Origin of the sequence: Chloroflexus sp. (assembly GCF_034432675.1) — a bacterium.
In the GTDB taxonomy this organism is placed as follows: Bacteria; Chloroflexota; Chloroflexia; order Chloroflexales; family Chloroflexaceae; genus Chloroflexus.
Genome location: NZ_DAOUBI010000154.1, coordinates 1 through 11,407, shown reverse-complemented (window position 1 = coordinate 11,407; position 11,407 = coordinate 1). Strand labels below are relative to the sequence as shown.

The 11,407-nt window shown below is 56.0% G+C and carries 10 protein-coding genes; 2 read left to right on the top strand and 8 right to left on the bottom strand.

Annotated features, from left to right (window positions below; all coding sequences use genetic code 11):
- Positions 1-537: LrgB family protein (locus tag VAE55_RS11660; protein ID WP_322815954.1), on the top strand; the 537-nt coding region annotated here is incomplete at its 5' end.
- Between the two features lie 116 nt (positions 538-653).
- Here VAE55_RS11660 and VAE55_RS11655 read toward each other — a convergent pair.
- The 6 genes from VAE55_RS11655 to VAE55_RS11630 all read right to left on the bottom strand — a co-directional run bounded on the left by VAE55_RS11655 (position 654) and on the right by VAE55_RS11630 (position 5,313).
- Entirely contained in the window at positions 654-1,061 is a 408-nt protein-coding gene (locus tag VAE55_RS11655; RefSeq protein WP_012258955.1) for a hypothetical protein, read from the bottom strand.
- A 270-nt stretch (positions 1,062-1,331) separates the two neighbouring features.
- Complete coding sequence (locus VAE55_RS11650; protein ID WP_322815953.1) at positions 1,332-1,592, bottom strand: YkgJ family cysteine cluster protein; 261 nt, start codon at positions 1,590-1,592, stop codon at positions 1,332-1,334.
- Positions 1,593-2,062: 470 nt separating this feature from the next.
- On the bottom strand, positions 2,063-2,743 hold the full coding sequence (trmB, locus tag VAE55_RS11645; RefSeq protein WP_322815952.1) for a tRNA (guanine(46)-N(7))-methyltransferase TrmB: 681 nt from the start codon (positions 2,741-2,743) through the stop codon (positions 2,063-2,065).
- A 64-nt stretch (positions 2,744-2,807) separates the two neighbouring features.
- Positions 2,808-3,350, bottom strand: coding sequence for an NUDIX hydrolase (locus VAE55_RS11640; protein ID WP_322815951.1), 543 nt, complete (start codon positions 3,348-3,350; stop codon positions 2,808-2,810).
- Positions 3,322-4,629, bottom strand: coding sequence for a HAMP domain-containing sensor histidine kinase (locus tag VAE55_RS11635; RefSeq protein ID WP_322815950.1), 1,308 nt, complete (start codon positions 4,627-4,629; stop codon positions 3,322-3,324). The genes VAE55_RS11640 and VAE55_RS11635 overlap by 29 nt, the downstream gene beginning before the upstream one ends.
- 36 nt (positions 4,630-4,665) lie before the next feature.
- Positions 4,666-5,313, bottom strand: a complete 648-nt coding sequence (locus tag VAE55_RS11630; RefSeq protein WP_322815949.1) for a DedA family protein — start codon at positions 5,311-5,313, stop codon at positions 4,666-4,668.
- A 230-nt stretch (positions 5,314-5,543) separates the two neighbouring features.
- Here VAE55_RS11630 and VAE55_RS11625 point away from each other — a divergent pair, with 230 nt between their 5' ends.
- Positions 5,544-6,629, top strand: coding sequence for a zinc ribbon domain-containing protein (locus tag VAE55_RS11625; RefSeq protein WP_322815948.1), 1,086 nt, complete (start codon positions 5,544-5,546; stop codon positions 6,627-6,629).
- Between the two features lie 25 nt (positions 6,630-6,654).
- Here VAE55_RS11625 and mfd read toward each other — a convergent pair whose 3' ends face one another.
- Positions 6,655-10,212, bottom strand: a complete 3,558-nt coding sequence (gene mfd, locus VAE55_RS11620) for a transcription-repair coupling factor (RefSeq protein ID WP_416181193.1) — start codon at positions 10,210-10,212, stop codon at positions 6,655-6,657.
- A gap of 92 nt (positions 10,213-10,304) precedes the next feature.
- Positions 10,305-11,219: a DMT family transporter gene (locus VAE55_RS11615; protein ID WP_322815946.1), complete on the bottom strand. Its 915-nt coding sequence runs from the start codon at positions 11,217-11,219 to the stop codon at positions 10,305-10,307.
- Positions 11,220-11,407 lie beyond the last annotated feature (188 nt).

Here is an 11,407-nt window from a genome sequence, read left to right as displayed (position 1 = left end):
CCCTACGCAACCTATTTTGACGGGGCGCAATTCGTTCACTTTCTGCTGGGGCCGGCAACAGTTGCACTGGCGATCCCGCTCTATGAAGCGGAACGAACGCTACGCAGAATCTTCTGGCCGGCCCTGACCGGGCTGGTCGTTGGCTCGGCAACCGGGATTGCGGCGGCAGTATTGAGCGGAAGGCTTTTCGGCTTATCAGACGTAACTCTACGTTCATTAGCTCCCAAATCGATTACAACCCCAATTGCAATGGGTATCGCCGAGAAGTTGGGTGGACTGCCATCGCTGACGGCAGTGATCGTGATCGTCACCGGGATGGTAGGGGCGCTCCTGGGCTGGGAGTTGCTGGGTCTGGCCGGAGTGCGCGACGATGGTGAACGTGGCTTCGCACTTGGCCTGGCCTCACACGGCCTCGGTACTGCGCGGTCGTTACAATTCAGCAGCGAAGCCGGTGCACTGGCTGGCCTGGCAATGGGGCTTAATGGCGCAATGACATCATTGCTAGCACCGGTGCTTACGCACTGGCTGGGGCTTTAGAAGATTGACAAAGATTTCCACCTGAGCGCAGCGCACAGTATTGAATTGTACCGTCGCTGCGCTCTTGCAGCAAACCTAATGGACGGCTTCGGAACAGGCAATGTCAGGCTGCTCGATCACTGGCGCTCCATCGTACCGTCAGGCAACCAGCGAATGCGAACACCATTGATCTCCGTCCAGCCTTCGAGATCTTCCTCTTCCTCTTCTTGTGGAACGAGCACTGGACCACGATCCTGCGACCAGAGGATTAGCTCTTCGATTGTATACCATCCTGCTCGATAACGTACCTGATCGGCAGGGTTGAGCCAGAAGCGAATCTGACCGTCCATCCATTGCCAGCGCTCGAGCGAACGCCATTCCTTACCCTGATCACTCAGGATAATCTTGACCTCCTCCAGCATGCGTAACAGTTCTGGCAGCGAACGCGGCGTACTGTAACGCAGTTGGAGCAGGCGCTGATTGATTGCGTCCCGCAGCCGTTCGAGCTCAGGGATGCTCAAACGTTCCAGATCGAAGTCAGTCACTGCGGCTTCCTTTCCTGGGATGTCGATCCGGTCTACCGTAGCTGGTATGGTTCCGGCCCGCCTCGACACCCATACATAGAGAATCCTGGACCCGGTAGAGCGCACTGCGGTGTGCGTTGATCGTCTACCTAATCCTCACATGTATCATACCCCAATTTTGTTACAAGAATCTTTCTATGTGAGGGGGTAGCCACGATCTCTTCTTTGCAATAATAACGCAAATTTGGCCGATTGAGTTGCAACTTACGACCGATCCAGATAACATTTCAGTTATTTTTCAGGTTGGGTCATCAATTCGAGCACCGTCAGTAGCCGCAGCGCCTCTTGAGCGTTACGTCCACACATATCGGGGTGTGGACGCAGGCTCACACATATCGCCGGACGTTCTGGTTTGCCGTACAGGGCACACCGGTTATCAGCAGTCAACTGCACACAGCGCACACCAGCCGGTTTACCGTTCGGCATCCCAGGGATTGGCGACGAGATTGAGGGTGCAATGCAACATGCGCCACAACCAACTCGACACTCCATATCCACCTCCAGCAGTGAGCCAGACAAGCCTACCCTTACGCAGTACCGTGAGTATGTCGGGTAACCCGACCTGCCGGTGGTTCATCTTGTATACGGTCGACATACGGTTGCCGATGAAAGCGTGGCTACGAATGATATATCTTTGTCTTACCCGTGACCAGCAGAGACAACAGCGTGACATACGCCGGATCGAGAGCACGGCTGCTGTGCCGCACTCCAAACGCCACGACACAGGCATCGCGGAGTGAAGAAGAGTGCCAATTCAGCGTGTCATTGAGGCGCGAATGGACAACACTACACCATTCCTTGCGGTCGATCTGAAAGCAGCATATGCTGTCTAAGGTACATTGTCAACATTCACCAGACCATCACGACGGGACAGCTTTATAAACTCTAGAACTTGCCCTACTTCCTCTCCTTGTTCCTACCCCTCTCCTCTCGCCTATGCTCTATTTTCTACTTACTCTCTCCTAAACACCATCCTCCATCACCCGCTCAATCCGCAGACCGCTAATCGTGCGGCCACGAACAGCCCAACGGCGATGGTAATGTGACTCGAAGAATGCCAGTTCGTCTACCGAAGCCGGTGTGGCACGCAGCGCAGGAAAGGCGGGTAAGAGTTCTTGCATCAAGGCGAAGAGGGCCGGATGATCGGTGAGAAAGCTGAGATAGCCGCCAGGAACGAGCGTGCGCGCCGCACACTCCAGCAATTGCGGCGAAACGAGTAACTGATTGCGCTGACGATTACGCAGGAGTGGTGGTGGAAAGTGGAGAATAATGCTGTGTAATGCGGCAGTAGGGATGCGCTGATAAATAAGCCGGGCATCGGCATGAATGAACAGGATGTTCGAGAGATTTCCTGCCACGGCCCGCTCAACGGCGCGGTAGAGCGGCTTGGCAACAATATCGATGCCCACAAAACAAGAGGATGGCTGGGCGGCTGCCAGTGCACACAAGTACTCACCAGTTGCACAGCCAAATTCGAGCGTCAGTGGTGCATTGTAGCCAAACAACCCCTCCGCGCTCACGGGTGGAAAGTGTTCCGGCGTATGGTAAAGTTCTTTTGCCGGCCACGAACGATAGTAGCGTGCTGCAATCTCAGGCGGCGGCGCAGTAACGTACAGGCGAGCTGGATAACGACCTCTTCCCATAGGATTTAGAAAATAGGATTGAAGGTGATTACTCTATGGTGATAGCCGGATTCGGTTTTCATGATCACCTCTGCAAACGCAGCAGAGCCAGCGCGATAACGGTTGCCCAGGCCAGTACCTTAAACTCACCGGCGGCCAGCGCCTGCTGCACATCATCTATCGATAATAACACCAGTTCTTGCGCTTCGAGATCATCGCTCTCGCCTTTGCCGACAAACGTCGCCTGGCGGGCGAGGAAGAGGTGCGCAACTCCGGCGCCCCGGTTGCCATCAACCGCATAGCGCCCCAGGCATTCCCATTCCGATGCAACGTAGCCGCTCTCTTCCCGTAATTCGCGTTGGGCAGCCAGCAGTGGATCCTCGCCCGGTTCGAGATATCCGCCCACCGGTGCCAGTGACAGCCCTTCCACTGCGTACTTCTCTTGCCGAAACAAGACAAACCGCTGATCAACAGTGATCGCTGCCACATTCACATATTCTGGCGTAACGATCCACTGCCAGTTGGGAATGTCACGCCCATCAGGTAATTCGACATGATGACGTTCAACCGTCAGAAATGGCGGTTGATGCAATACAATTTCACGATTGAGGAGTTTCCAGGCCGACATATCCTATTCCATTCCCTTTCTTCCAGCGTGGGATGATCAACTGGACACGGGTACCTCCCGACGGATCGGGGGCAATCAGTAAATGGCCATGATGAACACGGGCAACCTGACGGGCGATTGCCAATTCCAGTGTGTGGGCACGGCGCGTTTGGGCTGATAATGCCCGGAGATCGGTGTTTGGGGGCAGCGCAGGATCGATGATCTCGATCCAGGCGTTATCGTCATCGGCACCGCCACTGACTGTGACGATACTGCCAGCCGGCAATTCCCGGACGGTTGAGAGAATAAGACCGGTCAGTGCTTTATGAATCAGGCTCTCATCGCCGGCCACCGATGGTAAAACGGACAGGTTCACGACTACCTGAACACGATCCGGTTGCGCGAGTACACGCCGGACCATTGCTACAGCGGCGGAAGCAACTATCGCCAGGTCTACCGGATGCGCAGCAACGTGATCAAGCTGGGCGAACCGTTGCAAACGACGGGCACTGCCGGCGCCGGTTTCAGCGGCGGTTTCGATCATTTGCAGATCGCTGATCTGTTCGTCGATTGCATCGAGTTCGAGGAGTTGGGCACGACCCAGAATCACCGTCAGCAGGTTATTCAGGTCATGGGCAACCCCGGCGGCTGCCAGACCTAATACCCGTGATCGAGTAACCGCCGGATGGGCAATTGCCAGCGCTAGTTCGATGAAGTGCACCTCGTCAGGCCAAAACGGTCGTGAACGCCCATACTGTTCTCCTTGATGTTCAAAGGTGTACGGAATAATCACCTGCGCCTTTGTCATCGCTTGTGGGATAAGTCCCAGACTGCGCGATAACACCTCACTCAGTAATGCAAATCGCTCTTCACCGGCAACGTAGCGCACGTTAATCTGAGTAAGCAAATGTTGCCAGATAACCTGGCGAACTGCCATTCGTCGGACATAGATACCTTCAACCAGCAAGGCAAGCTGGTTGATCAGCGACGATGATATTGAGGTGTCAGATAACAGAATCAGACCACCAACAGTACGTCCGTGCGATGCCAGCGGCATCCAGAAGCCATCAAGGTTATCGGATCCATCGGTAGCCGAGGTTACACCCAGAGGCGTCGCTGTTGTCGGCAACGGCCAAAATGGGGTTGGTTGGGCAGCGCCATCGACAATCGTCCAGGTCGTTGGCCCAATCACAAGCCACTTTGCCGTCGGTAGCAGCGGAGCCAACGCACAACACAACTCACGTTCAGTAACCGTAAGGGGCGAGAGCTGGTTCAACCTGGCTTCCCGATCTGTGACCAAACTATCATCCTGGTTCATAGCGACGAAGCCAGCCAGTTACTCACTCTGGGGCAGCATCGGCTTGCGCAAACCGCGGAGTCGCTGCACAACGAAAACTACTACAGCGATGGCCAGTACCACCAGCACCAGCTTCTGATACTGATCAACGATCTCAATTACAAATTCCCAGTTGGCGCCAAGAATGACGCCGCCAATGGTCAGCAGCGATGTCCAGATCGTCGAACCAATGGTGGTAAAGAGCAAAAACCGGCCCAGCGGCATGCGATTCATACCAGCCGGCAACGAAATCAGGCTGCGAATGATCGGAATCACACGGCCACCCAACACGATAATCTCGCCATGGGTGGTAAACGCATTAAGGGCTTTATCGAGGTCTTGCTCGGAGAGCAGAAAGAAACGGCCATAATGGCGGAAAAAGGGCCGTACCAGCGGTTCACCGGCCAGCATGCCGATGTAGTAGAGAACAATTGCACCCAGAACTGAACCGAGCGTTCCCGCGGCAATAGCCAGAAAGAGGTTCATCTCACCGCGCCCCACCAGAAAACCGGCAAACGGCATTACCAGCTCAGACGGGATAGGCGGGAAGAGGTTTTCGGCGAGCATGACCAGCGTAATGCCAGGATAGCCGATGGCGAGAATAATACTCTCAATCCACAATCCGAGTTGTTCCAGTATTCGACCCATTCTATTCTCCGTTTTAGTTGTCGTTCCGCACCAGGCTGTGCTGTCTGGTATGGTAGATGATGGATCGGTTGGCGTCAAGTAGGCAGGAAGGTGATGAGACGTTATTTATAATGCTATCATCGCTGCTTGACACCATCGTTTGTTTATTCATGCGTATGGACGGCCCAGAACCCGATAGGCGAGTATAATAATTAAGGTAGTCTGACACCCCTACCAGCTCACGAGGCCGTATGAATAGCGTTCATCGTTCACCACGCTTTTGCCCGAACTGTGGTGCGCTCTTGCCCAACGGCAACCCGCGCTTTTGTATCGAGTGTGGGCATCAGCTTCAGCCATTGCCGGCACCGGAAGCAACATCGTCTTCTCCAGGCAGTGTCATGACCGTCCGCTTACCGAACGCCCGCGTCGAACAGAGCGTGATCGGTGGTACGATCCGGTTGCCCTCATCGGGAGCTATTCCGCCGGGTATGTGGGTGCTCGATGAACCACCCGGTACGCAGCATGTTGTAGCCATCTACGCACCACTACGGGCGGTTGTTGGGGGATGGAGCGGCCTGAGCGGCAATGGCTGGCGCCGCGAAGAGCGCTACGCCATCTCCGGTTCACGTATGGCACATACCTTTACTGCTGAACGAGTCTGGTTTCCGGCCCCAGGTTGTGGTGGCGGCATCCAGCTCCACGTCACGATTGCGGCGACCGCTGAATCCGAAGAGGGCAAAAGTCGGCTCGGCTTTCGTTACCGTGAAGGAAGCGATCCACCGATGCAGGTCATCCGCGCTGAGTGGCGCAACGCGAATGGTGAGGTGATTCAGCATCAACCGCTGCCGGAGATACAAATTATGGCGCCACCGCGCGTCTTGCGTGTGTCAGATGTTCGTGAAACCATTAGACAGATGTCTGCCGACGAGATTAAGCAATGGCTTGCCGGTAGCGCTGTGCAGGGAACATACCGCCTCGTGGGTGGCAATGTTCAGCAACGAACGCCGGCCGGTAGAGGACTGGTGCTGACCAAGGTCGCAACCGATACGACGAAAAGACGAAGCTGGTGGCAACGCTTGCTGGTGCCCGGCCCTACACTGTATCACGTTCGGGTTGAACATCCGCTCACTATCGAGTTGGGTGAATGGAAGCGACAGGTAAGGCAGATGAAGCGCGAAGCAGCCGGGCTGGGGCTTGATATCGAGACTGATGCTGTGATTGAGTGGTGGCTTGACCGGTACGCCTATGACGGGGTTATTTTTCACGGCGCTGCGCAGCGCTATCAGTTCGACCGGGTGATTGTTGTCTTTCGCCGTGGTCAGCTCGCCGCAGTGTAAAGATGGTGGCTGTAGTCAATGCGTATCAGGTGCCACTGTAGCCGGCCAGTAACTCTACCACTGCCAGGAGTCGCTCAGGCCATTGCGATCCGAGGAGCCGGCGGTCAAGACGGATCGATTGCGGACCAAAGGCAATCGCGGCATCACGCGGAAACCGTCGGCGCAATCGTTCGCGCACGCCCGCAGCGAGCGGTGTTGACAGCCGGATGAAGAAGACATCGCCTTCTGTTGTAATCGAGGCCACGCCCGCCTGCAACGCCAGCAGTCGAATCTGCAACCATAAGATCAGGTGTAACACCGGTTCGGGCAACGGCCCGCCAAAGCGGTCGATCAGCTCCTGACGTAACCCACGGACTTCATCAAGGGTGGTTGCATCAACCACACGTTGATAGACGGCCAACCGCACGGTTTCATCACTGATGTAGTCGGGCGGCAGGTAAGCAGTAAGCGGCAGATCAATCGTTACCAGCGGCGCTACCAGCACACGTTCCGACACGTTTGGCGCACGCAGACTCTCGGCCATCGCCGCTGGCGTAACCGAGCTATCGGTCGCCGTTTCTGCCAGTTCATCCACATCCTGCTTCAATTTTCGCACAGCCTGTTCAAGCAACCGTGAGTAGAGATCAAAACCGACGGCAGCAATGTGGCCCGACTGTTCAGCACCGAGGAGGTTACCGGCACCGCGAATCTCTAGATCACGCATGGCAATCCGAAAACCGGCGCCGAGTTCATTTGCTTCCTGAATCGCTTCCAGGCGCAAACGTGCGTCGTTGGTCATGGTGCGGGCCGCATTGTACAGCAGGTAGGCATAGGCTCGGGTTGCACCGCGCCCGACCCGACCACGTAACTGATAGAGCTGGGCCAGGCCGTAATTGGTCGCGTCGTCGATGATGATGGTATTGGCATTCGGCACATCAAGACCGCTCTCGATAATCGTGGTACAGACCAACACATCATAGCGACCCTCGAAGAAGTCGATCATTACCTGCTCCAGCTCGCGCTCGGCAAGCTGGCCATGACCGACTGCAATGCGGGCTTCCGGTACGAGCCGGCGCAACCGTTCGGCCACGTGATAGATGCTCTGCACCCGATTGTGGACAACGTACACCTGTCCTTCGCGTTCGAGTTCACGCCGGATCACCTCCTGGATAAGGTGATCATTGGTCGGCACCACGTAGGTCTTGATCGGGATACGGTCTTCGGGCGGCGTGTCAATCACGCTCAGATCACGAATACCGGCCAACGCCATATGCAAGGTGCGCGGGATGGGTGTGGCGGTCAGGGTTAAGACATCCACTTCGGTGCGCATCAACTTGAGGCGCTCTTTGTGACGGACGCCAAAGCGTTGTTCCTCATCAATAATCACCAGGCCAAGGTTGCGAAAGACAACGTCGTTGGAGAGCAGCCGATGAGTGCCGATAATGATGTCGATCTTACCCCGCGCCAGATCGCGGATAATTGCATCTTGTTCTTTCGGCGAGCGAAACCGCGAGAGCATTTCAACCGTCACCGGAAAGGCCGCCATGCGCTTGCGGAAGGTGTCGAAATGTTGCTGAGCCAGTACAGTGGTCGGCACCAGAATAGCCACTTGCTTTCCGTCCTGAACCGCTTTGAAGGCAGCACGCAAGGCAACCTCAGTCTTGCCAAAACCTACATCACCACACACCAGACGATCCATCGGCGTTGGCTTCTCCATATCGGCCTTGACCTCGGCAATTGCCCGGAGCTGATCATCGGTTTCCAGATAGGGAAAACTGGCTTCAAGTTCACGCTGCCATTCGTTATCGGGTGAAAAGGCGTAGCCGGATTTAAGCTGACGTTGTGCGTAGAGGCGTAGCAGCTCTTCGGCCAAATCCTGTACCGCAGCCCGCACTTTGCGTTTGGTACGCTCCCAGTCCTGGGTGCCGAGACGGGTTAGCGTCGGTGGGCCATCACCGGCGCCGATATAACGGGTTACCCGGTCGATCTGATCAACCGGCACGTAGATTTTGTCTTCACCGGCGTAACGAAGCACCAGATATTCACGCTCGACTTCGCTGACGGTACGACGAATCATGCCGTCGAAGATGGCAATACCGTGCTCGATATGTACTACGTAATCGCCCGGCTTTAACGTGCGCAGGAATGCAGCGCGATCAGTCGTACCGGTTTTACGACGACGCTCGGCGAGTGGCCGGCGCTGGCGCACACCAAAAATCTCGCTATCGGTGAGCAGGGTCAGGTGAAGATCGGCGAGTGTGAAACCGGCTTCGAGTCCGCCGTGAATCGGCACGAAACGGCCACTGACTGTTTCCTGGGCCAGCCGCTCACCCACCAATTCTTGCAGGCGCACCGCCTGTGCCGTAACTGCGACCACCAGCTCGCCGCCCCGTACCCGCTCAACAACCGTATCAATCAGGCGGCGTAATTGCCCACCGTATAGCGGCGGAACACCAAACGACAATGGGGTAAGAGCGTCAGGATATTCGTTGTGGCTTAAATCCACCACGATAAGCGTCGCGGATTCCTGCAAGTGCAACTCACTCCAGCGCAGATAAGGGCGTGGAAAGTCAGGCGGCAACTCACCCAGCGCCAGCAATTGATCCCGGTAGCCGGCAGCCTGCACATCAATTTCGTCGGCATGCTGGGCAAGGAGATGGCCTTCCGCCAAAGCCACCATGCTCTGCGGTGGCAGGTAATCCAGCAAGGTCGCCGTCTGATTGAAGAAGAATGGGGCATAGAAGGCCCGCCCCTCAAAGCGCTGACCACCGGTGAGTTGTTCACGGGCGACGGCCCATTCATCGCGAACTTCACGACGAAGCTGACTCAGATCAAGGGTATCAATCCGGCGCAGTGCTTCATCACGGCGCCAGAATGGAATTTCGTGGGGTGGGCCAATCTCGGCCCGTTCCAGGCGCTGCTCGCTGCGCTGGGTTGCCGGATCAAACCGACGCAGACTGTCGATCTCGTCATCAAACCACTCAATGCGCAACGGTAGCTCATCACCCGGTGGCCAGACATCAAGGATCGCGCCACGCCGACTTAGCTCACCCGGCTCTTCGACCATCACCACCCGTTGATAGCCGTTATCAAGCAGGGTTGCAACCGTCTGTTCAATCGACACCTGCATTCCACGCTGAAGCCGGATCGTGGCGTTCGTCAGTTCAGACGGCGGTAACGTTGGTTGCATCAACGCCTTCACCGAAGTTACAATCACCCCGGAAAATGAACCTGTCTGCAACCCACGCAACACAGCCAATCGTCGCGCAAGGACATCGCGACCGGGAGACATCTGCTCGTATGGCAATGCATCGGCGGGAGGGAAGAGCCAGACCTGATCCGACCCTAACCACTGCCGGAGATCGTCGGCTGCACGGAGCGCACTCTCGGCACTGAGAGTGACATAGAGGGTTGGGGTCGTGCGGTGATAGGCCAGCGCAGCAAGCAAAGCCGGACGGGCTGCCGCCGGCACCGGCGCAATCGTTTGATAGCCAGGACGTAGCGACGCTGCCAGCACTGCAATGCCCGGCAGGTCAGCCAACACTCTGCCGAATGCCTGAATACTTGTAAGCTGAGAGTATGTGGCTGGCAACGGTGTTACCATCTGATAACTCGAACACACGACGAACCGCCGACCGAGTACCGGCGGTTGCAAAGATTTACACTTTAGTATAGTACCACGAGAAACGACACCGGTCACGGACGACGGGTCAGCAAGACCCCGCTGACGATCAGCAAGCCACCAATACCCTGCACCCATGTCGGCTGTTCACCGATGAGCGGCCAGGCAATGAGGGTTGCTACGAGCGGAATGGCGCAGCCGTAGATCGCCGTGCGCACACTGCCGGCAACACGCACACTGTTATTCCAGAGGACATAGGCCAGCACCAGTGCCAGTAAGGTTGAATAGGCCAGAGCAAGCCACGCTTGCAGGTTCACCTGCTCCCATACAACTGTTGACCAGCCTGGCAGACTGATCAAGATCATGCCCGGCACACCGGTTACCATCGTCCAGGTTGTAATAGCCAGTGGAGATAGGCCCTGACCGAGAGTACGGACGCCGAGGGTGTACATCATCCAGCAGAATGCAGCACCGAGCATCAGCAGATCACCCAGCAATCCCTGATCACCAAGGCTCAGACCACGTTCGGCCACCACCAACGCTACCCCGCTAATCGCCAGCGCAATCCCAACTGTCATAACGCGACGGATCCGCTCGATACCGAGCAACGCTGCCGCCAAAGCAACCAGCACCGGTGTTGTAGCAATAATCAATGAACCGTTCGCTGCTGTTGTCAAGGTCAGACTGTACGTGAAGAGCGCCTGATAGATCGTGTTGCCGACCACACCAATCCAGGTCAACTTCCAGAACGTGCGCCAATCAGGGAGTGTGCGCTTCCCTTCACGCCAAAACATAAAGCCTACTAAAAGCACACTCGCACTTGTAAAGCGTAACGTCGCAAACACCAGCGGGGGGATTTCGGTTAACGCAGCCTTCACAATGCTAAAATTAGCACCCCAGATCAACACGACAAGTAACATTGTCAGATCGGTTGGCGTCAAACCGGCAAACAAAACCGGCTGTTCAACGCGGGTGGTAGTAGTTGTCATACATCCTCGGCTTCCAGAGATGCAGCTTACGAGGGTAGGGTACCACAGATATATCTGTCATGACCAGCATCTCCAGACGGATATTTGGCTTGTCAAAGGAGTGAGGATGCAAATAGAACCTGTTTCAAAAAACATCTCCTATGAGGGTATCTCATTCGTTGCCGACCGATGCCATGATCGTAACGAGC

Coding starts and splice junctions, on each gene's coding strand:
- VAE55_RS11650 (WP_322815953.1), bottom strand. CDS start 1,592: ATGGAGTGTCGAGTTGGTTGTGGCGCATGTTGCATTGCACCCTCAATC.
- VAE55_RS11625 (WP_322815948.1), top strand. CDS start 5,544: ATGAATAGCGTTCATCGTTCACCACGCTTTTGCCCGAACTGTGGTGCG.
- VAE55_RS11615 (WP_322815946.1), bottom strand. CDS start 11,219: ATGACAACTACTACCACCCGCGTTGAACAGCCGGTTTTGTTTGCCGGT.
- VAE55_RS11640 (WP_322815951.1), bottom strand. CDS start 3,350: ATGTCGGCCTGGAAACTCCTCAATCGTGAAATTGTATTGCATCAACCG.
- mfd (WP_416181193.1), bottom strand. CDS start 10,212: ATGGTAACACCGTTGCCAGCCACATACTCTCAGCTTACAAGTATTCAG.
- VAE55_RS11630 (WP_322815949.1), bottom strand. CDS start 5,313: ATGGGTCGAATACTGGAACAACTCGGATTGTGGATTGAGAGTATTATT.
- trmB (WP_322815952.1), bottom strand. CDS start 2,743: ATGGGAAGAGGTCGTTATCCAGCTCGCCTGTACGTTACTGCGCCGCCG.